A 22,388-nucleotide genomic window follows, 5' to 3' on the forward strand; every position below is an offset into this window, starting at 1 on the left:
AGATCAAACTTCAAACCTTATAAATGAAGCCGTCATCGAAATTATCAGCATAACTCCTCAAGCACTCGAGACTGCTACAGCCTCACAACCACCTCACCTTAATTTACCACCAGCCAGCACAAGACCTCTTGACTCCATAGCTGGCTCACAGGGTGGAGCACTAAACCCTGTCCCCGGACCAGCAGGAGCAAAAGGTGAGCGTGGAGATAAAGGTGAGCCAGGAGATAGGGGGCGAGAGGGCAAAAGGGGCCAGCCGGGACATGAGGGTCAGAAAGGCGCTCAAGGAGAAAGAGGTAAGAGAGGCACAACCGGATCTGAAGGTGACCCTGGAGCCACGGGGGAAAGAGGGGACAAAGGACCTCAGGGAGACCAAGGCGACCCTGGAAAACGCGGCCCTACAGGAAACCCCGGACCTGATGGGAAGAAGGGTTTGCCAGGTGATAAAGGCACAGAGGGTGGCATTGGCCCTGACGGCCCTCAAGGCCCTCCTGGCACACAGGGCGCTGAAGGTGATGTCGGAAAACCCGGAGAACAAGGCGAACCTGGCGACAGAGGCCAACCCGGAGAACAGGGTGAACCTGGAGACAAAGGCCAGCCCGGAGAGCAAGGTCAACCTGGAGACAAAGGCCAGCCCGGAGAGCAAGGTCAACCTGGAGACAAAGGCCAGCCCGGAGAGCAAGGCCAATCTGGAGACAAAGGCCAGCCCGGAGAGCAAGGCCAATCTGGAGACAAAGGTGAGCCCGGAGAACAAGGTCAACCTGGAGACAAAGGTGAGCTTGGGGACAAAGGCCCTCAAGGCGACCAGGGAAACCCTCTCTATACCTACAGTAAAATTGCCGGAATGGTGGCAGTTACTGAAGCCATCATTCACTCACCCTCTTACTGGGATTCTGTTAAAAGTCATTTCAACCGTGCGAAAGGCTGGCTTTTCGGTGATGGAAAAACAACTGAAAAAAGCCATGAATTAGACACTCTATGCCCCAACTCACTGTCTGAAAAATTTCTACACGCTTGCCATTCAATAGCACAATCCCCGAACATTACTGATATAGATTTAGCTATTGAAATCCTATACAGACTTCAGGTTTTTTCTGGTCATTACTCTCTGGAAATTCCAGTACTGACCCTACAAGTAATGCTTGACTCCGATGAACTTGAGGATAGCTGGAAAACCTTAGAAGCCAGTCAGTTTGACTGGCTTAATGAAAGCTATGTCACAGGTGCAAGACTGATTCAAAGTTCAACCTTTAAACTTGATGAACTGGACGCCAATCAACTCTCAGCCGCGTTGCTTGATGTCGCAGCAATAACTAATTCCGATGCAAATTTAATGAGAGCATTTACTGAGAAAAAATCCAACAATTGGCTTAAGAGCCCCGATTACCAACTGCTTGGCTTTAACAGGTTCTGGAAAGCGTTATCCGAGCTTCAACAAGCCCAACTCAATGCTGCGCTCTCACCAGGCGAAGCCATGCTGTTTCAAAAGTCCCTTCAACAACTCACTGGTCAGATACTCTGCCCTGACAATACAGCAGACATGATGGACAGCATTTTCAGTATTGATTTACTGAGCTCACCACCTGATTGTGCATTCCAGGAACAGCCAGAAGAGGCACTATATACAGAAGAACATACAGAAAAACCGAGTGAAGACGAACCGGAAGTGAGAACCAAAGAAAAGTCTGATGATTCAGAACATCCGACGCCAACCCTGGAGACAAAAGAAATCGATACAGCAAGCAACTCTACTGCAACTTCAGAGCCAACTGCAGAGACAGAGCTTGTAGGCAATACCACCAATAGCTCCGAAGCCACTAAACCGGAATAGTCAACATAACACCGGAAAAAGGAAAAGCTCTAATCAGCTTTTCCTTTCTTACCGGCTAACTTTCTATTTCAGGCAGTTGCCAATCAATAGGTGCAAGACCTCGAGACTCTAAATAGTGATTTGTTTGAGAAAAAGGCTTACTACCAAAAAAACCACGATGCGCCGACAGAGGAGAAGGGTGAACTGCTTTCAAGACCAAGTGTCGTGTATGATCGATAAAACTGCCTTTTCGTTGTGCATAACTGCCCCAGAGAATAAACACTAGCCCTTCCCGCTTGGCGTTCAACTCATGAATCACCTTATCGGTGAACTGCTCCCAACCTCTTTTCTGGTGAGATGCGGCTTGCTTATGCTCCACTGTCAAAACACTGTTCAATAACAGCACTCCCTGTTTCGCCCAGCTTTCCAGACAACCGTGACTGGCCGGAGGAATACCCAGATCTGCATTCAACTCCTTATACATATTGACCAGTGAAGGTGGTGTGCGAACATCCGGCCTGACTGAAAAGCAGAGACCATGAGCCTGACCCGGCCCATGGTAAGGGTCCTGCCCCAGAACAACCACCTTCACCTGATCAAAGGGTGTCAGCTCCATCGCCCGAAAATACTCTGAACCTTTCGGATAAATAACCTTCCCGGCCTCTCTCTCATTTAACAGAAAGGCTCGCAGATTCTGCATGTACTCTTTATTAAACTCTTCCTGAAGGTGAGATTTCCAGGAAGGCTCCAAACGAACATCAGGCATAAATGATTACTCAAAAAAAACAGATAAATTATACACAGAAATGCAAAGAGCCAATCAGATCTCCGAATTCGGAGAACTCTTGCCACACAACCCTTCCCATTAAAACTGTGTAGACAAACGCAATAGCATTTTAATGTCTGACCACCTTCGCCGGGCAAAACAACTTATACATTCGTGAACCTGGGTACTTCACAATCAGAAAGGAGAGATATTAATAAATAAGAAATAACAGAGGAAGGTACTTTGAGAATAGAGAAAAAGGCCGTTTAAAAATAGAAAGAAGGCAGGCCATAGAATATGACCTACCCCTTCTTCAAACAATCAGTATGAACGGATCATATGCTCAATCTGACGTTTAAGACGTTGACGGATAGGTGCCAGGTTAATAGCACCTTCCCCCTGAACCATCCCTTCGTATTCCACTTCAACCATCACTGCCATAAACAGTTTGGCATCACTCTGCGGGTCACTGGAACCGACACGCTTAAACAGAGCTTCAAGACTGGAAATCAGATAAGCCTGATGCTGAAAGGCAACCGGTCTCAGGTTTTCATTGCGCAGACATTCCAGCTGGAAAGCACGCTCTGCCTGAAGGTATGGACGGTGGTCACGCAGCTGTGTGACTACATAATCAACCGCCAGATCAGTCATCTTGTTGCCAAAGATCGTTTTGGAGTATTCAGTACCGTCCAGAACTGACAGTGCCTGCTGAAGCCTGCCTTCAGACTCCTGCCAGAATGCCTTGAATTTTTCCGCACCCATTTCCACAAACAGGGTAAAGGTGTCGGTAATCAGGTCATTAATGTCTTTAAAGTAGTAGGTAGTAGCAGACAGAGGTACTTCTGCTTCTCTGGCCACAGCACGGTGACGAACACCACGGACACCATCTCTTACAACAATACGCAATGCTGCCTCAAGAATGGTTCGACGACGCTGCTCGCTGTTCGCCCTGCTGGTTTTACGCCCCTGGTATTTCAATGCTCCCTTGACCTGTGACATTCCTTCGTTATGGGGCATCTGCTGAATTGATTCGCTGTTAGGTACTTCCATCTGGTTTTGCCTTGCAGTTGCCGGTTTATCATTAAGCGTCGAGCTGTTCATAACAGCTTGTCATGACAGAGAGTCATAACAGATTCGTCGCACTTTATTGTGACGTTTCTGCTCAAGACACGGCATTGCCAGCCTGCAGACAGGAAACACCCTGTCTGCAGTATCGGAAGGTTACAGCTGTGGTCGCATGTGCGGGAACAGCAATACATCCCGAATGGAAGGTGCATCGGTAAACAGCATCACCAAACGGTCGATGCCAATACCCTCACCCGCAGTCGGCGGCAGGCCATACTCAAGAGCATTGATGTAGTCTGCATCATAGTGCATAGCTTCATCATCGCCAGCGTCTTTCTCTGCTACCTGCTGACGGAAACGCTCTGCCTGGTCTTCAGCATCATTCAACTCCGAGAAGCCGTTTGCCAGTTCACGACCGCCGACAAAGAATTCAAAGCGGTCAGTGATAAATGGATTGTCGTCATTACGACGAGCCAGAGGGGATACCTCTGTTGGATACTCGGTAATGAACGTCGGATCCATCAGGCGATGCTCTACTGTCTCTTCAAAAATCTCGATCTGGATCTTGCCCAATCCCCAGGAATCCTTAATCTGAACGCCCAGTTTCTTGGCAACTTCAGTAGCAGACTCGATATTATCGATATCAGCTGCGTCCAAATCGGAATTGAAGTGCAGTATAGAATCGAATACGGACATACGCACAAACGGCTTGCCGAAGTCGATTTCATTGCCCTGATACACCACTTTGGTATCACCGCCGGTAACGGTTTCAGTGATACGCTTCAACATGGCTTCGGTGTGGTCCATCATATCGATGTAGTCAGCGTAAGCCTGGTAGAATTCGATCATGGTGAATTCAGGGTTATGACGTGTAGACAAGCCTTCGTTACGGAAGTTCCGGTTAATTTCGAACACACGTTCAAAACCACCAACAACCAGGCGCTTCAAATACAGCTCTGGAGCGATACGCAGGTACATATCGATGTCGAGTGCATTATGGTGAGTCTTGAACGGACGAGCCGTCGCACCACCCGGAATCACCTGCAACATCGGTGTTTCAACTTCCATAAAGTCCTGCTCATGGAAGTAATCACGAATACCCTGAACGATTTGGGAACGGATACGGAAGGTGTTGCGGGACGCATCGTTAGTGATCAGATCTACATAACGCTGACGATAACGCTGCTCGGTATCGGTCAGGCCTTTATGCTTTTCAGGCAATGGACGCAGGGACTTGGTCAGCAACTCAACGTGCTGCATATCCACATACAGGTCACCCTTACCGGAACGCTGGACAGTACCTTCAGCGCCGATGATGTCGCCCATGTCCCAGCCTTTGGCTTCCTTCAGAATCGCCTTGTCCAGAACCTTACGGTTAACGTAAACCTGGATACGACCGGACATATCCTGAATTTCCATAAAAGCACCACGGTTCAGCATGATGCGACCGGCTACCTTTACTTTATTGGTGTCACCGGCTTCCAGCAGCTCTTCCTTGCTGGCGTCCTTGAACTGCTCCTGCAGATCGGCAGCCAGGGAATCACGGCGGAATTTGTTAGGAAAAGCAATACGATCGGCGCGGATTGCGTTCAGCTTTTCACGGCGCAGAGCCACCAGCTTGTTTTCTTCCTGCGCGTCTGTCATCTGTTCTTCAGACATAATCTCTCCGGGAAAAAGGGGGTTACAGGCCTTTCTTCAGACTGGCTTCAATAAACTTGTCCAGATCACCGTCCAGAACCTGCTGGGTGTTGCGGGTTTCAACACTGGTACGAAGGTCCTTAATTCTGGAATCATCCAGAACGTATGAACGAATCTGGCTGCCCCAGCCAATGTCAGACTTAGTGTCTTCCAGCGCTTGGGCACTTTCGTTACGCTTCTGCATTTCCTGCTCATACAGCTTGGCTTTCAGCTGCTGCATAGCTTTGTCCTTGTTCTGGTGTTGAGAACGCTGGTTCTGACACTGAACAACGATACCGGATGGTTCGTGGGTAATACGCACCGCAGAGTCTGTGGTGTTTACGTGCTGACCACCGGCACCACTGGAACGATACGTATCGATTCGCAGATCGGACGGGTTGATTTCGATCTCGACATTATCGTCAATTTCCGGAGAAACAAACACGGAAGAGAAAGAGGTATGACGACGGTTACCGGAATCGAATGGAGACTTACGTACCAGGCGGTGTACACCGGTTTCCGTACGCAACCAGCCAAAGGCATACTCACCGCTGAACTGAACAGTTGCCGATTTAATACCCGCAACTTCACCGGCAGACAATTCAATGATCTCGGTCTTGAAGCCTTTCGCTTCACCCCAGCGCAGGTACATACGCAACATCATGTTGGCCCAGTCCTGGGCTTCTGTACCGCCGGAACCGGATTGAATGTCGAGGTACGCGTTGTTTGGGTCCATCTCGCCAGAGAACATGCGACGGAACTCGAGCAGCTCGAGCTTTTCACTCAGCTCGTCCAGCTCTTCGACAACACTGTCAACACCGTCTTCATCCTGCTCTTCAACGGACATGTCGAGCAGGTCAACAGCGTCTTCCAGACCTGAATTCAGATCGTCAATGGTGGAGACAATACCTTCAAGGATGGAACGTTCTTTACCCAGTGCCTGGGCCCGTTCAGGCTCGTTCCAGACATTTGGATCTTCCAGTTCCCGCTCTACTTCCTGCAGCCGCTCACTCTTGTGAGCGTAGTCAAAGGTACCCCCTAAGCACGTCCGTACGCGCTGACAGGTCTTTGATACGTTCCTTGATAGGGTTTACTTCAAGCATGGCTCTCGCTCAGTGATGTACGCACTCACCCGGCGACCGGGTTTCGATCGTGGGTAAGTGATTGTTGAATAATCAAATAAAGGAAAAAATCAGCCGGGTATTGTAACTGATCGCCTCTGCCGTTGGAATGTCTGTCGAGCAACCCGCATCACTGATTATCAGCAGGGTTCAGGCATGAAGAGTTCACTAAGACTTAATGGAACTCTTGAGCAACAGACTGGTCAGAGCTTTCATAATCTAGTGCGACCTGCAGAGCACGCTATATAAGAAAAACCAAGAGGTGATTACCTGTGAAAAGGAAACTACTAATAGCCCTGTCTTTGATATCAACGTTGCAACTTTGTAGCCAGATTACTCTGGCTGATGATCAGGAGTTCTCACTACCCAGTGAGGATTTCGAACACACCACATACCCTGATAACAAACAGTATCAGGCCTATGACGATGAATCAGAAGAAGATCAAACTGAAAGTGATGACGAGCTTCCTTCAAGTGATTATCAGTTTGATATCACTGAAAATTGATATCATTCTGCAACAACAATTTCGTGCCTAAAGTCTTATCGGTCAGGGTGAATCAGTCACAACTGATAGACTCCAAACTGATTCAAACTAATTTTCACTTATTTCTGGCAATTACACATTCGTCTGCCAAACTTTTTCTGCTCTCACAAGGTTATTTTTCATTCACCTTTAAACAGCAGTTTACTCATATCATGTCTTTTTTCAGACCACGTATTTGCTCTATCGCCCTACTTCTGATCACTCAAATCCTTCAGGCAAATGAGATTTTATGCCCAGCAAAGGTTGCATACGATGACTCTGGCGATTTCAGAACATTCTCCGCTGACCTCACCCCAAACATGCCACCGTCATGGCAAAAACTGTCAGGTAAAGTTGATATTCAGTCAAAAATAGACCTCTCTTCTGTTGAATTTTCATCGGCAACCCTGAACACGTTCAATCATCACTTTGAGTGCAGTTATACCCTTATCGATCCTGTCAGCAGCGAAACAGTTACCCTGACCCTTACGCCATTCATCCCAGACGTAAACAATCGACCCAATCTCAACTACCCACTACAAATAACTGGAAACCACTGGCAACAGAAAAAAATTCTTACCAAACCGAACATTGAAATTATTGGTGAAGGTGCCTCTATTAGTGGGGGAGAATATTTAAGACCCGTACCAGATACCCAAACCTGCCTTTCTGATCGCTTAGAATGCAAAGTTACCATCCCAACGATTAGCTTGTATTCGAGCTTCAGAGTAAGACAAACACAGACATCCGGGTCTGATGATACGAGCAATCCCAGAATATGGTTAAACAACCTGAACTCCATAACGGAAGATCCGCATCACATCACGGCCAGCGGTGAGGGCTACACCTTTATTCATGACGACTCCACAGCAACGATCACTCCAGTGACATCTCTTCTATTAGATATTCCCGGCCAAGGCGATCGAAACCTGTTCAATTACACTGTTGAAGAAAGAACGACCCACTTCCATCTGATTCACGATATAGACAGTGGCGTTTTTTCTCTGACAACAGGAAAACGGGGGGAATTTTACTGTTCTGACGAAAACATCAGAAGAATATCTACACAATCACAGTACACAGTTATTGAAGTATTTCTTGAGACTCCGCTACAGGACGGACTGGTCTATTGCTCAGTGTTTGGCGACCAATCTTCACCTATCGCCAGTCAACAAGTCGAACCGAAAGATGAACTTTAGGCGCTTTAGCCTCCCCCACCAGAATAGGCAGAGGAGGCTTGATCTTTAAAACAACCTACTACAAAACAGCGTACTCAATATTACGTCGAAACGGCGGCAGGGAATCAAGAATCATACGACCGTAGCGAGCCGTTACGACTCTTCTGTCCAGTAACGTTATTTTACCTATGTCCTGCTCGGTACGAAGCAGACGACCACAGGCCTGCACCAGTTTAATCGCAGCATCTGGCACGGTAATTTCCATAAACGGATTTCGCCCCTGAGCTTCCAGCCAATCCGACAAGGCTGATTCCACAGGATCATCCGGTACCGAGAAAGGAATTTTAGCGATGACTACATGCTCACAATATTCACCCGGTAAATCGATACCTTCTGCCAGACTGGCAAGACCAAACAACACACTGACTTTGCCGTCATCAATGTTCTTCTTATGAAGTTTCAATAGCTCTTGACGGGAGTAGTCATCCTGTAGAAGAACCTTTTTACGCCAACTGTTATCAAGTCCATAAAAGACATCGTTCATCTGCTTACGGGAAGAGAACAAAACCAGTGTTCCCCGCTGACTTTCCATCAGCCCCGGCATAATTTCGATCAACTCTTCCGTATGCTCTTCACTCTGCCTGGGTTCAGATAACATATCCGGCACCACCAACTGTGCCGCCAACTGATGCTGAAACGGGCTTGGCACAACAATGGTTTTTGACTCGGATGGCACACCGGAGCGCATTCGGAAACGGTTAAAACTGCCAAGAGCCGTTAACGTTGCCGAAGTCACAATAGAGGCATAGCCGGGATTCCAGAGAGTCTGCCACAAGGTAGAAGACGACAGTATGGGACTACTGAACACTTCCAGCTCTTCACCAAAAGGACCTTCCGACCACTTCAGCCAGCGAGCGCTGGGCGGCTCACCTTCCGGGTCAGGGTGCGTATACGTCAGCCAGAGCTGAAACTGGTTTTCCAGCCGCATCTGCATGGCGCCGATTTCCGGATAGAGTTGTTCTGCCTGCCAGCGATCAATACCGGGGACACCTCCATCCATGGCATCGTTTAACTCTTTAGCCACCTTTTCCAGCATGCCACTGCTTTTACTGAAGCCTGCTTTCAGGATTTCAGCTTGCTGCCGCACTTCGTCAGGCACTATGCCTTCAGGGAAACGATGAACCGCCACCTGCATATCACCCTGCATTCGAGGCTCAAAAGTAGCGAGGGAATGTAGCATGGTGCGGGTATGACCCAGATGATTAACCAGATCATCAAACTCCGGCATCAGCTTTTCCAACTGCTCACCCAGATCACCCGGCAAGGCATTCTGTCCCAGGGTTTTCTGAAGATATTTACTGCCCTTCTCCAGCCAGCTGGCCGTACCTTTTAGACGACCATGACAGGCAAAGTGATCTATCGCTTTATCAGGAAGGTGATGACCTTCGTCAAAGACAAAAATACAGTCTTTAGGGTCGGGAAGAATAGCGCCACCACCCAGGGCCAGGTCAGCCAGCACTAGATCGTGATTGGTGACAATCACATCCGCGCTTTCCAGATCGCCACGGGCTTTATAGAAAGGACACTGACTGAAATAGCCACAACGGCGACCACTGCATTGAGCATGATCGGTTGTAATCATTCGCCACTGTTGATCTTCCAGCGCATCGGGCCAGCTGTCTCGATCACCTTTCCATTTAGAAGATGCAAAATCTTCCAGCATAGTCTGATAAAGCTTGAGCGACGATTCGTCCTGCTCAAGGGAATAACCTTCAGCAGCAAACATATCCATCAACGACGCGGTTGACTGTTCTTCCTGCAGCACTCTGTCCAGCTTGCTGACACAGGCATAACGTCCTCTGCCTTTGGCAAGAGTAAAAGAGAACTTTAAGCCGGATTTCAGAATCACATCGGGCAGATCCTTACTGATGATCTGTTCCTGCAAGGTTACCGTGGCCGTTGAAATGACCAGACGTTTTTTCGACGCCTGCGCCATCACCACCGCAGGGATGACATAGCCTACGGTTTTGCCGGTACCGGTACCGGCTTCGATCACTGACACAGCTGGGTCGGATATGCGCCGGCCTTCACCGTCAGCCTTGATCTCACCCAGAGCACGGGCAATTTCGGCAATCATCTGCTTCTGGCCAGGTCGGGCTTTCAGCTTTTTACTGGTCAGAAAGGTGCTGTACGCTTTCTGAATCGCTTTCTTTTGTGGCTCTTCAAGCACGCTTGTTATTACCTGATTGGTTACCACTGTTCAGTTCAGGGATCTGCTTCATTAGTTTCATCAGATGAAAACCACCGAATACGATCACCATCCATTTGTCACTGCTCGACAGAGGCTTACCCATAGCCGTAAAACGGCGATTAAAGAAAAAGCACTCCAGAGCATGCATCACCAACATAGCAGGTGCAGCTATATGCAGCACACGCCCCATAGGTTCAGCCAGCGGTGCAAACAGGTTGAAAATGGCGGTTACCCAGAACACAATGACAACTAACTTGCCGATCCCCATGAATTCATTCTCACAAATAAGTAAACTTGAAAGATGCTAGTTTATCGAATCCTGCTTTTGACTGCTCAAAAAAATGACTATTGATACTTTATCTTTTGAAAAGACTTCCTCCTGTCCCTGTGGCTCTGGTAACACCTATATAGACTGTTGCGATCGATACCATAATCAGGGTTTACTGCCCGAGACTGCCGAGCAGCTGATGCGCTCGCGTTTTTGTGCGTATTATCTGAAGAACAACGACTACCTGATTGAAACCACCTGGCCACGACAGCATGAGGCGATGAGACAGGAAAGGCTCCATCAGCAGGAAGACAATACCCGCTGGTCGAAACTCGACATTTTGTCGACAGTTGCCGGTAAAGAGGGCGACACCAAGGGCAAGGTTGAATTTAAAGCCTGGTTTATCAACCCTGCCAGCGGCAATGAAGAACCTTATCACGAGAACTCTGACTTTATTCGTGAGAGTGGGAGCTGGTATTTCATCTATCCAAACCTGGCAGCAAAACCACCTGCCCGTAATGATCCATGCCTTTGCGGCAGTGGTAAGAAATTTAAAAAGTGTTGTATATAAATGTAGATGCGGGGTCAGTGTTGGCCTTGCTTTACCCGAACCTGAAAATCATAAAACAGGACTACTGTCACAAATATCGTTATTGACTGGAAAAGCCCCTTAAACTCCCAATTTCCTCCTGTAGACTTTCTGCATGATCAGTGGCCTTTAAGATAAGCAGCAAGGCCTGGAGCTTAAGGAAAAACAATAATGAAAGCAGTAACACTTGCTCTTGCCATATCCGCCCTGGCTTCAATAACCCATGCCTCCAATAACATTATCCCACCCTACCCCGGTGCGTTTCCTGCTTATGTAGACGGCAAGTTAACCTTTGCCAATATTCAAATAGATCCAGGTAGAAATAAACTCTGGAGCGCGCCGGCATATTCAGCTCAAGATACTTTCAAACTTCACAGCCGGCCGGGCGCTAAACAGGTTATTTTCCTTGATTTCGATGGCCATATCGAAACACTCGGCGGGCAACATGCGAACAACGGAAATAACCAGAATAAGGTAAAAGGACCTATTATCTCGACTGCTCTGGATCTGGATAACAATCCAGCCTCATTCAATACTCAGGAGCATATAGTCGTTCAGCAGCTTTGGTTATCGATTGCCGGTGTTTATGCTGCGTACGACATTGATATCACCACTGAAGACCCAGGTGAAGATAGTCTGGGTCGATTCAGTGTTAATGACCAGACTTATGGCTCCCGTATAGTATTTGGCAAGATTCCAAGTTTTATAGCCGCCTCTGGAGGCACTGACTTTGAGAACGTTCTGACTCGACGATCAAACGGGGTCAAGGCTGTTCCGACTCCTACCTACTCTGGTCGTATAGTTAAACCATCATTGGGAACAAAAGGACTCCCTCTTCATGAAGTTGGTCACACACTGTCTATGTGGCACCCACCTCAAACACCAGATGTTATTGATGGCCATAAAATTATCACTTCAGCCACAGGGAAAGACAGTGAAGTAAGCTGGCGCTCAGTTATGGGTGGAGGAACCGTTCCACCGCTCGCTCATTTTCTGCTTCCTGATTTGGCTGGCCTGTATAAACGTTCCGTTAAACAACGGGCAGATGATCATGGTGACAAGTTTGCTTCAGCAAGCTCTCTTCACTCACTTAAGAATGGCGCTGAACTTTCTGGTTTTGGTGTCATTGAGTCCAACGTCGATCTTGATCTGTTTCATTTTCAACTGGATAAAAACGAGAACGTCAACATTCATGTTCAGCCCGCTATCTGGGCCTATTCTTTGGATGCCCTCACCATTCTCTTTGACAAAGACGGTAAAGAAATTGCCCGATCAAACCCATTAAACCATTTGGATAACTGGTTAAACCTGACGCTTGAGTCTGGAAAATACTTTATTGCTGTACGCGGCACGGGGCGAAAACCAACACCCGGCTATCACAACGGTTATCTCGATTTTGGCAGCACCGGGGCATACACCCTAGCAGTAAAAAAACAAGATAATGACTTTAATGCCCCACAGTTGAATGATGATTTTTATATCGTTCAAGAGACCAGTTCAGGGGGCAATGATGGCATGTATACACTGAATGTATTGGCTAACGATACCGCTTCATCCGGCAATTTAAATATTGTCAGTTTTACACGACCATCAGCTGATATACCAATTAATCCAGGTCATACCAATACCGAGTATTTCAATCTTGAAAACAATCAGTTCAAGTACAAGCTGAGATACTCCGCATTTCTTGGGGAAGATCAGTTCACGTATACTGCCGTTGATTCCTCAGGTAAGGCTCGAACCGCAACTGTTACCATACATGTTCAGGGACAGGACAAAATTCATACCATCGCTGACTTGTTAAAAACCAGCATTGATGAGGCCGCTACCCTGAATCTTCTGAGTAATGATGTAGTTGCTTCAGGTACAGCCAGCATTACTGCAATCACTCAACCCAAGCATGGTGCCGTCACTTATACGTCTCAAGGTGAAGCTACTTACACGCCTGAAGACAATTATACCGGTTATGACAGCTTCACCTACACTGCTGAGGCCAATGGGGAATCCCAGCAGGGCACAGTCACTGTTCAGGTATTTCCTGCCAGTGAGATGCTGATTAAGGATGATTCCCGCACAACATCAGAAGACATCCCTGTACCCCTTCATGTTCTAGCTAACGATGCCAGCCTGAATAGAGCACTCCGTGTCGTCGGTGTCAGTGACCCTCTTAAGGGAAGTGTTCATATAGCGGTGGATCACTCCATTGTGTATACGCCTGACCTTAACACTTCCGGACAAGATCAGTTTACCTATGAGGTGACGGATCGTGTCAGCCTGACTACAGCAACTGCCACAGTTAATGTTAGAGCTTACAACGATAATCCGGTTGGCGTTGCTGACAAGGTGAAAGCGCATGTCAACAAGCCTATTCAGTTTACGGTGCTGGATAATGACTTTGATGTAGACAGTGGTATATCACTCAGATATTTTGGCCTGCCCCAATACGGAAAGCTGTCACTAAACAACAATACCCGTACCTTTACATATACTCCTGAAGCAGGTTTTTGCGGAAGCGATAAATTTTCCTATACGACGACAGACAATAATCTTGGTCGTGGCGCAGGGGATGTCACAATTACTGTCACCGGAACTGTAGATGAATGTACTCGCTCTGAGACAGATGAGCCAGCACCTACACCTGAACAACCAGCCCCCACACCTCAACAACCAGCACCAAGCCCTTCACAGCCCGCACCTTCACCTGACCCGGAACAACCACCTTCTGGATCTAAAAAACCAGTTGTACCTGCCCCAGTACAACCTACTGAAGGCAATACACCCAAGCCAACACCTTCAGGCAACGACACCACACCAAATACAACACCTAGCCCGGCACCAAGCAGTGGCAGTGATAGCAACAGTGGCGGTGGCGGCTCCATGAGCTGGAATATTCTGGCCTTGCTGGGAATGCTAATTATTAGCAGGAGAACCAGAAGAAAAAACACTGGCCAATAATAAATAAAACCAGAGCACGGGGTTAACCGCTGTTCTGCTGCTAACCCCGTAGCACATAGCACAACCCTCTACACTTTAAATGAATTGAACACACCATTTATTATTGGCATCATCATGAACTGTTTACAGCTCATCCAGACCCCGAATAAACTGATATAAAAATTTGGAAAGAGTAACCAAATACCTAATCAAAACGGCTATAAAACAACTCAACTTTTAAACCATTTTTTTTGTTTTTAAACTGAAATCATCTCCATACATTAAATAATGTCCTGGCTCTATTTCTCCCATCCCTTCCCCTAATTCTAAAATCAAAAAATGATTGAGGAAGATATACAGGGACTGTTTTCAACATCTGTTTACAGCTTGCAAGAGTAGAAAAAAAATCTCAGCAACCCCCTATTTACAAGATTATTTCCTGATAGCTAGTAATTTACCGCAGCCGCTATTGATATCCATCAATCATCCACTGTATAAATACTGTAATAATTAAAAGGAATTAGTGGTTTACACATCAAAACCATCCAGTATATGACCATTGTCATATATCAGGACTGATACCTAAGCTCCGAGTTGTACAGAGAGCAATCAAAATAGCCAGCAGAACCCGGGCATGGAGTCGCAGAGGAGCTGAACTGGCAGAGCAATTAACCATAAAGGGGACATTAAATGTCGGTTTTTAAAAAACTGGGTATGACTATTGCCGGCGCAAGCCTGGCTGTTGCTGCATCTACCGCTGGCGCGGCTACACAGCAATTCGTAACCATTGGTACCGGTGGTGTTACCGGTGTTTATTACCCTACTGGCGGCGCTATCTGTAAGCTGGTGAACAAATCCCGTAAAGAACACGGCATCCGTTGCTCTGTAGAAAGCACCGGTGGTTCTGTTTACAACCTGAACACCATCCGTGGCGGTGAGCTGGACATGGGTATTGTTCAGTCTGACTGGCAGTTCCACGCTGTAAACGGCACCAGCAAGTTTGAAAATCAGGGCGCTAACAAAAACCTGCGCGCAGTATTCTCTGTGCACCCTGAAGCCTTCACTGTTCTGGCTCGTAAAGATTCCGGCATCAAAAACTTTGCTGACCTGAAAGGCAAGCGCGTCAACATCGGTAACCCTGGTTCCGGTCAGCGTGGCACTATGGAAGACCTGATGGCTGCTTACGGCTGGGACAAGAAGTCTTTCTCCCTGACTTCCGAACTGAAGTCCGCTGAACAAGCAAAAGCTCTGTGTGACAACAAGATTGATGCCTTCGTATTCACTGCCGGCCACCCAAGCGGCTCCCTGAAAGAAGCAACTTCTTCCTGTGACACCACTCTGGTTAACGTAACCGGCCCGATTGTTGAGAAGCTGATTAACGACACGCCTTACTACCGCTCCGCTACCATTCCTGGTGGCATGTACACAGGTAACAAGGCTGATACCACCACCTTCGGTGTTGCGGCTACTTTCGTATCCTCTTCCGAGATCAGCGACAAAGCTGTGTACGAAATCACCAAGTCTGTATTTGAAAATCTGAACACCTTCAAGAAGCTGCACCCTGCGTTCGGCACCCTGAAGAAAGAAGAGATGATTGCTGACGGTCTGTCTGCTCCTCTGCACGAAGGCGCCAAGAAGTACTACCTCGAAGCCGGCCTTCTGGCTAAGTAAGCACGATCCTGCCCAAGGCGATGCGGGGTACCTCATCGCCACAAGCATGAAGGTATCACAGCCAGTCTACTGACTGGTTTGTGACACTCTACTGGTTACTCCCCCGCATCTTTTCTATTCATTTCAACAGGAAGCACTATGGAAGCAACCTCTTCTAAACTCCAGGAGGCTCAGGACATTGTTCAGTCCTCTGACCAGGGCGCTCGCAACCCTGTAGGACTTGCCGGCCGTATTCTGATCTCCGTGACACTTTGCTGGTCACTGTTTCAACTGTGGTATGCATCACCACTGCCGTTTACATTTAACTTCGGTATTTTCAACGACACACAGGCAAGGTCTATTCACCTGGCTTTTGCGCTGTTTTTAACATTTCTGGTATTCCCGGCTCGTAAACTGTCACCAAGAGACCGGATACCTCTGCTCGACTGGGTACTCGCCGCCGGCGGTGCTGCCAGTGCCTCTTACCTTTACATGTTCAGCGATGAAATTGCCGGACGTATGGGAGCCCCGACAACGGCTGACCTGATCACCGCAGGCGCAGGCATGCTTTTGCTGCTGGAAGCAACCCGTCGTGCATTAGGTCCACCATTGATGATTGTGGCACTGGTTTTTCTGACCTATGCCTTTGCCGGCCCTTATATGCCCGACGTTATTGCCCATAAAGGCGCCAGCCTGAACAAGGCACTTTCGCACTTCTGGATTACTACCGAAGGCGTATTCGGTGTTGCCATTGGCGTCTCCACCAACTTTGTCTTCCTGTTTGTACTCTTCGGTGCCATGCTGGAACGTGCCGGTGCCGGCAACTATTTTATTCAGGTTGCCTTCTCACTGCTGGGTCATTTGAAGGGCGGACCCGCAAAAGCAGCGGTCGTTTCTTCTGGCCTGAGTGGTGTTGTTTCCGGTTCCTCCATTGCTAACGTGGTAACCACTGGTACTTTTACCATTCCGCTGATGAAGCGTGTTGGCTTTCCTGCTTATAAAGCCGGTGCGATTGAAGTGGCTGCGTCTACTAATGGCCAGCTGACACCACCTATCATGGGGGCTGCTGCTTTCCTGATGGTGGAGTATGTCGGCATTTCCTACCTTGAAGTGATTCGTGCCGCCCTGCTGCCTGCGCTGATTTCCTACATTGCACTCTTCTATATTGTGCATCTGGAAGCGGTTAAATCCGGCATGGAAGGCCTGCCACGTCGTGTAGCGCGCACCAAACTACAGAGCCTTCTGTCGTTTACTGGCTCCTTTACCCTGATGTGCGTTCTTGGCGCTGTCGTTTATTACGGCATCGGCTGGACCAAAGCCTATATGGGTGATGCTGCTCTCTGGATTATCGGCGCGGTACTGATTGCCAGCTACATTGGCCTGCTGAAAGTTGCTGCTAACCAACCGGATTTGCCGGAAGATTCTGAAGAGACGCTGACTCACTCTCCTGAGCCAGGCCCGACTCTGAAACGCGGCCTCTACTTCCTGCTGCCACTGGTGGTACTGCTCTGGTGCCTGACCGTTGAACGTTTCTCACCGGGGCTGTCAGCGTTTTACTCCACCGTGATCATGATCGCTATCACTCTTACTCATAAACCTGTGATCAGCTGGTTTCGCAAACATGACAACATCAATTTAAAAGAAGGTATTGATGATCTGTTTGATGGTCTGATCACCGGTGCCCGTAATATGATCGGCATTGGTATCGCTACGGGTACTGCCGGTATCGTTGTTGGCGCAGTTACTCTGACAGGTATTGGTCTGGTTATGACCGAGTTTGTTGAGTGGGTGTCTGGCGGTAATATCATCATCATGCTGATTTTTACCGCTTTAATCTGTTTGATTCTTGGTATGGGTCTGCCAACTACGGCCAATTATATCGTAGTGTCCACACTGATGGCTCCGGTTATTGTCACGCTGGGTGCTCAGTCCGGTTTGATCGTACCGCTGATTGCTGTACACCTGTTTGTGTTCTACTTCGGGATATTAGCAGATGACACACCTCCGGTGGGTCTGGCCGCTTTTGCAGCGGCAGCCATCGCTCAGTCGGATCCGATTAAGACCGGTATTCAGGGCTTTACCTATGATATTCGTACAGCGGTGCTGCCGTTTATGTTTATCTTCAATACCGAGCTGCTACTGATAGGCGTTCACAGTCCACTGGAACTGACACTGGTTGTCATCAGTGCCATTATCGCCATGCTGGTCTTTGCTACCGCTACTCAAGGACACTGGATCACCAAGAGCCGCTGGTATGAAAGTGCCCTGCTGCTGGTTGTTGCTTTTGCCCTGTTCCGCCCTGGCTTCTTCTGGGACAAGGTATACGACCCGTATGAAACCTACGAAGGTACAGCCATTGTTCAGGCAGTCGAAAAACTGCCGGTTGATGGTGAAGCCAGACTCTGGGTATCTGGCGAGAATCTGGATGGCAACCAGGTCAGCAAACTGGCCATTCTGAATGCCGGCGAACTGTCTGAAGGATCTGCTCGATTGAGTGCCATGGGACTGGATGTCATTGAAAACGACGGCAAGCTGGTCGTTGATATGGTTGGTTTTAGCAGCCCTGCGGAAAAGGCCGGTATCGATTTTGACTGGCAGATTAACCGTCTGGAAGTGACTGCCGACCGTCCTCACCGTGAATGGGTCTGGATACCGGCACTGCTACTTCTGGCTGGCGTATTCTTTAATCAGAGAAGACGCAAGAATCAGTTGGCTCTGGCTACTGCCTGATTTAATCGACGCGTAACCTTCCTGTCAGCTCAAGAGCTGGCAGGAAACCCACCATGCAACCGCTTTGATTTATCCTTCAAAAAAAACAGCTTTTAATAATTACCTTTCCCGTTAAAATACCGCCGCTTTGTTAGAACGTATGTTCTGGCCTATAATCCTGACAGCGTTGAATCAGCTCATCATAGCTGCACCAATGCCTGAGTTCCCTTACCTCTATCTAAAAAGGAATGACTGTGTCTGCACAGAACTCTTTATTGAACGCTTCACCTAACGTTTCACAAGCCCCTCTACAAAAGCAGTCTCTGAATCTTCTTCTGATTCTTTCCCTGTTTCATATTGCCACCATTACCGCCAGTAATTATCTGGTACAGATCCCCTTTGAACTGTTTGGATTTCATACCACCTGGGGCGCCTTTACTTTTCCGTTTATCTTTCTGGCGACGGATTTGACTGTCCGTATTTATGGATCAGAACAGGCACGAAAGATTATCTTTATGGCCATGTTCCCGGCACTTCTGATCTCTTATGTCGTTTCGGTTTTGTTTGTTGATGGTCAGTTTACTGGTCTGGGTTCACTGGCAGAATTCAATCTGTTCGTTGCCCGTATCGCTATGGCGAGTTTTGCGGCTTACCTTATTGGTCAGCTGATGGACATCACCGTATTCAATAAACTGCGTCAGAATGCTATCTGGTGGGTAGCTCCAGCTTGCTCCACCCTGTTTGGTAATGCCATTGATACTCTGAGCTTCTTCGGCCTGGCCTTTGCCGGTTCTGCAGATCCGTTTATGGCTGAGCACTGGATGGAAATTGCTCTAGCTGACTATGGTTATAAGCTGGCCATCAGCATGCTGCTGTTCCTGCCTATGTATGGCGTGTTACTGAATTATGTTATGGGTAAGCTGAAAGCTGAGACTGTGACCGCTCAAGCCGCATAGCTTCTAAATAGTTTCTAGACAGCTACTACATAACTCCTGTTTTAAAAGGGCTGAAAGCTATCAGCCCTCCCCCTTTTACCGTTTTTTTTACCTTCTTTATTACCTTTCCAGCCGCCTAGATAGTATAAATCCTCTTGCAATTCGCCCGACCAAATATATGATAATCATTCTCATCAAAACTTATTCAATAGTGACCGGCTAACCGGGAGACTACGGAGTACCCATGGCAAAACCCGCTCCAAGAGCAGTTACCGTCCAGTCCATAGAACAACTGACAACCAACATGAAAAGGCTGATTTTTACTGGTGAGTCATTGTCAGACTTTCCGGAAAATCAGGCATCAGCTTATGTGAAGATGGTTTTTGAAGTACCCGGCAGCCCCAAGCCTATAATGCGCAGTATGACCGTTGTCGACTCCAGCCAGAAACGTAAAGAGCTGACCATCGACATCGTAGTACACAATAAACATCAGCCTGAAAAGCAGGGACCTGCTGGTCGCTGGCTCGCCAAGGCCAAGGCAGGCGACCCCGCCCTTATTGCCGGACCGGGTGATACCAAGCTGGTTGACCTTGATGCGGACTGGTTTTTTATTGCCGGTGATATGACCGCACTGCCCGCCATTCGTGCCAACCTGCAGTTAATGCCTGAGAGTGCCAAGGGCTACATCGTGCTGGAAGTGCCCGACAAGGATGACCAGCGTGCACTGGAAATTTCGGAACAACAGATTCCTGACGGTATTGATATCCACTGGGTGATTAACTCTGAGTCAGGCTGTAACCCTGAACAAATCAAAGACACTCTGACCCAACTTGAATGGCTCCCTGGCACTCCCTACATATGGGCTGCGGGTGAGTTGAAGGCTGTGCTTGAGCTACGTAATCACCTGAACCAGACCATGCCCAAGCCCCGTCCAGCTCGATATATCAGCAGCTACTGGCAGAAAGGCCTAAACGACGAACAACATAAGCTTGAGAAAAAACGACAGTTGACCGAAATCTAAGCAAACACCGAAAACTAAAATCAATGATACTTTGGTCTAGACATTCGTCATGGTGTTTTCCCTGTAAAATTTGCTACAGGGCATAACACCAGCGGGCAAGCAATGGATTTTCAGGGACGGTTTGAGCAAGCACCTTTCGATCAGTTAACCGACGATCAGCAACAGCGGCTTATAAAAGCTGCCAGCCTGACTTGGTATAAACCCGGTGAGAAACTGATTAGAGCTGGCAGTGATCCCGAATCCCTGATGGTGGTTCAGAAAGGTGTCATCGAAGAGCGGGACGCCAAAGACATCAAAAAAATCTACGCTCACTACGCTGAAGATGACCTGTTTGATGTTCGCGCCCTTCTTAACAATCAGGCCAAGCACGAATATATCTGCCTTGAAGAAGCTCTGATTCAGGAAATCCCCGCACAACTGTTTCGAGATACCTGTGACCAGAATCCTGATTTCCTCGCCGCACTTAATGCCGACCTGAGTGAAAAATACGAACAGATTAGCAGTAACGACCGCCCTGGCATGGCGGATTTTTTACTAAGACGCATTGAAGAAAGTCATTGTCGTTCAGCCAAGATACTCAAGCCGGAACAAAGCTTCAGCGAAGCCGCCCTGATTCTTGATAACGAGCACCTTGATGCAGTACTGGTTGAACTGGAAGCCGGTTACGGAATGGTTACCCGTACCGACCTGTTAAATGCTATTGCCATTCAGCAGCTACCTTTGACAACTGCGACATCAGACATCGCTATTTTCCCTCTGATCACTATCAACACGGGCGAGTATCTGTTCGATGCGTTGCTAAAAATGACCAGCAAAAAGATAGAACGTCTTGTGGTGATGGAAGACGATAAACTGATTGGTCTGCTTGACCTCAACCGTATCCTCGCCTTGGCTTCCAGTCACTCTCACCTGCTGGCGGTAAGAATCGCCCGAGCCACCAGTATCAATGAACTGGTTGAACTGTCACCGGAAATCGAAAGTCAGGCCAGAAGCCTGTTTGCTAACGGTGTTCGAACAGGCTCGGTAATGAATCTGGTTTCCACACTTAACGATCAATTGCTGGCCCGGTTATTCGAATTGCATTTTCCGAAAAGCATTCAGGAAAACATCTGCCTGATGTCGTTAGGCAGTGAAGGTCGGGGAGAACAGGTGTTGAAAACAGATCAGGATAACGCCCTGATTATTGCCGACGGTTTCGACAAGCCACCACAGGAGCTACTTAACGGCTTTACCCAACTGTTGATTCAGTGTGGCTGGCCACCCTGCGATGGCAATGTCATGGTATCCAACCCGCATTGGGTGCTGACTCTTTCCGAATGGAAACAACGCGCTGCTCGCTGGATCGACAGAACGACACCGGAAAACATGATGGAAATGGCCATGATGGTCGATGCTCGAGCTGTGGCTGGTCGAAAAGGATTGCTGCGGGCTTTTGAAATTGAACTGGCACAGAAGCTTGGAGGGCGTGAAGCCTTTCTTGCCGCTTTTGTCTCCCCTGCCCTGCAGTTTGATTCTCAGCTGACCTTCTTCGGTCGGTTGAAAGAAGGTAAAGACCAGAAAATGGATATTAAGAAAGCCGGCATTTTTCCACTGGTTCACGGTATTCGTACATTGGCGCTTGAACAGAGAGTGAGAGCACTGTCCACAACTGAACGACTGGAGACGCTAAAGGCACGAAACAAGATTGACCTGGAAAGAGTGTCAAAACTGGAAGAAGCATTTCTGGTATTGAACCGTCTGCGACTGGAGCAACAGATTGCCGGTGTCTGCAATGGCAACGAACTGGATCTGAGTGCGCTGGATTATCGCCGACGGGATATGCTCCGACATTGCTTGCACACCGCAAAGAAGTTCCGGCAGCATCTTCGCCATCACTTTCACATTGATGGATAG

At 48.1% G+C, this 22,388-nt stretch carries 17 protein-coding genes; 11 read left to right on the forward strand and 6 right to left on the reverse strand.

Annotated features, from left to right (window positions below; all coding sequences use genetic code 11):
* Window positions 1-194: 194 nt before the first annotated feature.
* Together EOPP23_RS21555 and EOPP23_RS21560 are read left to right on the forward strand one after the other, a co-directional pair.
* Window positions 195-968: a hypothetical protein gene (locus EOPP23_RS21555; RefSeq protein ID WP_228550747.1), complete on the forward strand. Its 774-nt coding sequence runs from the start codon at window positions 195-197 to the stop codon at window positions 966-968.
* A 167-nt stretch (window positions 969-1,135) separates the two neighbouring features.
* Window positions 1,136-1,828, forward strand: coding sequence for a hypothetical protein (locus EOPP23_RS21560; RefSeq protein WP_228550748.1), 693 nt, complete (start codon window positions 1,136-1,138; stop codon window positions 1,826-1,828).
* A gap of 55 nt (window positions 1,829-1,883) precedes the next feature.
* Here EOPP23_RS21560 and ung read toward each other — a convergent pair whose 3' ends face one another.
* From ung to prfB, 4 genes are all read right to left on the reverse strand, one after another.
* On the reverse strand, window positions 1,884-2,573 hold the full coding sequence (gene ung / locus EOPP23_RS16000) for a uracil-DNA glycosylase (protein ID WP_153766990.1): 690 nt from the start codon (window positions 2,571-2,573) through the stop codon (window positions 1,884-1,886).
* Window positions 2,574-2,894: 321 nt separating this feature from the next.
* Window positions 2,895-3,674, reverse strand: a complete 780-nt coding sequence (locus tag EOPP23_RS16005; RefSeq protein WP_194842636.1) for a TetR/AcrR family transcriptional regulator — start codon at window positions 3,672-3,674, stop codon at window positions 2,895-2,897.
* Between the two features lie 120 nt (window positions 3,675-3,794).
* Window positions 3,795-5,297: a lysine--tRNA ligase gene (lysS, locus tag EOPP23_RS16010; protein ID WP_153766991.1), complete on the reverse strand. Its 1,503-nt coding sequence runs from the start codon at window positions 5,295-5,297 to the stop codon at window positions 3,795-3,797.
* Window positions 5,298-5,319: 22 nt separating this feature from the next.
* Window positions 5,320-6,418, reverse strand: a protein-coding gene (gene prfB / locus EOPP23_RS16015; RefSeq protein ID WP_153766992.1) for a peptide chain release factor 2 whose coding sequence is annotated in 2 segments (ribosomal slippage) — window positions 5,320-6,342 and window positions 6,344-6,418 — 1,098 coding nt in all. Because the reading frame shifts where the segments join, the coding sequence is not laid out codon by codon here.
* Window positions 6,419-6,708: 290 nt separating this feature from the next.
* On the opposite strand from prfB, the gene EOPP23_RS16020 reads away from it, so the two are divergent.
* Both EOPP23_RS16020 and EOPP23_RS16025 read left to right on the forward strand, forming a co-directional pair.
* Complete coding sequence (locus tag EOPP23_RS16020) at window positions 6,709-6,942, forward strand: hypothetical protein (RefSeq protein ID WP_153766993.1); 234 nt, start codon at window positions 6,709-6,711, stop codon at window positions 6,940-6,942.
* Between the two features lie 23 nt (window positions 6,943-6,965).
* A complete protein-coding gene (locus EOPP23_RS16025; RefSeq protein WP_153766994.1) occupies window positions 6,966-8,159 on the forward strand; it encodes a hypothetical protein in 1,194 nt (397 codons plus the stop codon).
* Between the two features lie 58 nt (window positions 8,160-8,217).
* Here the strand turns inward: EOPP23_RS16025 and dinG are convergent, their stop codons facing one another.
* Window positions 8,218-10,368: an ATP-dependent DNA helicase DinG gene (dinG, locus tag EOPP23_RS16030; protein ID WP_370514784.1), complete on the reverse strand. Its 2,151-nt coding sequence runs from the start codon at window positions 10,366-10,368 to the stop codon at window positions 8,218-8,220.
* Entirely contained in the window at window positions 10,361-10,657 is a 297-nt protein-coding gene (locus tag EOPP23_RS16035; protein ID WP_153766995.1) for a DUF1145 domain-containing protein, read from the reverse strand. Before EOPP23_RS16035 ends, dinG begins: the two co-directional genes overlap by 8 nt.
* A gap of 73 nt (window positions 10,658-10,730) precedes the next feature.
* Between EOPP23_RS16035 and EOPP23_RS16040 the strand changes: the two genes are divergently transcribed.
* The 7 genes from EOPP23_RS16040 (at window position 10,731) to EOPP23_RS16070 (ending at window position 22,388) form a co-directional block, all read left to right on the forward strand.
* Window positions 10,731-11,228, forward strand: coding sequence for a YchJ family protein (locus tag EOPP23_RS16040; protein ID WP_153766996.1), 498 nt, complete (start codon window positions 10,731-10,733; stop codon window positions 11,226-11,228).
* 189 nt (window positions 11,229-11,417) lie between these two features.
* Entirely contained in the window at window positions 11,418-14,201 is a 2,784-nt protein-coding gene (locus EOPP23_RS16045; protein WP_153766997.1) for an Ig-like domain-containing protein, read from the forward strand.
* 669 nt (window positions 14,202-14,870) lie between these two features.
* On the forward strand, window positions 14,871-15,851 hold the full coding sequence (locus EOPP23_RS16050) for a TAXI family TRAP transporter solute-binding subunit (protein WP_153766998.1): 981 nt from the start codon (window positions 14,871-14,873) through the stop codon (window positions 15,849-15,851).
* A gap of 138 nt (window positions 15,852-15,989) precedes the next feature.
* Window positions 15,990-18,560, forward strand: coding sequence for a TRAP transporter permease (locus EOPP23_RS16055; RefSeq protein WP_153766999.1), 2,571 nt, complete (start codon window positions 15,990-15,992; stop codon window positions 18,558-18,560).
* A 254-nt stretch (window positions 18,561-18,814) separates the two neighbouring features.
* Window positions 18,815-19,495 (forward strand): 7-cyano-7-deazaguanine/7-aminomethyl-7-deazaguanine transporter, encoded by a 681-nt coding sequence (locus EOPP23_RS16060; RefSeq protein WP_255471718.1) that lies wholly within the window; start codon window positions 18,815-18,817, stop codon window positions 19,493-19,495.
* A gap of 223 nt (window positions 19,496-19,718) precedes the next feature.
* Entirely contained in the window at window positions 19,719-20,495 is a 777-nt protein-coding gene (locus EOPP23_RS16065) for a siderophore-interacting protein (RefSeq protein ID WP_153767001.1), read from the forward strand.
* A gap of 102 nt (window positions 20,496-20,597) precedes the next feature.
* Window positions 20,598-22,388 (forward strand): DUF294 nucleotidyltransferase-like domain-containing protein, encoded by a 1,791-nt coding sequence (locus EOPP23_RS16070; RefSeq protein ID WP_153767002.1) that lies wholly within the window; start codon window positions 20,598-20,600, stop codon window positions 22,386-22,388.

It is taken from the genome of Endozoicomonas sp. OPT23, assembly GCF_009653635.1.
Classification (GTDB): Bacteria; Pseudomonadota; Gammaproteobacteria; order Pseudomonadales; family Endozoicomonadaceae; genus Endozoicomonas_A.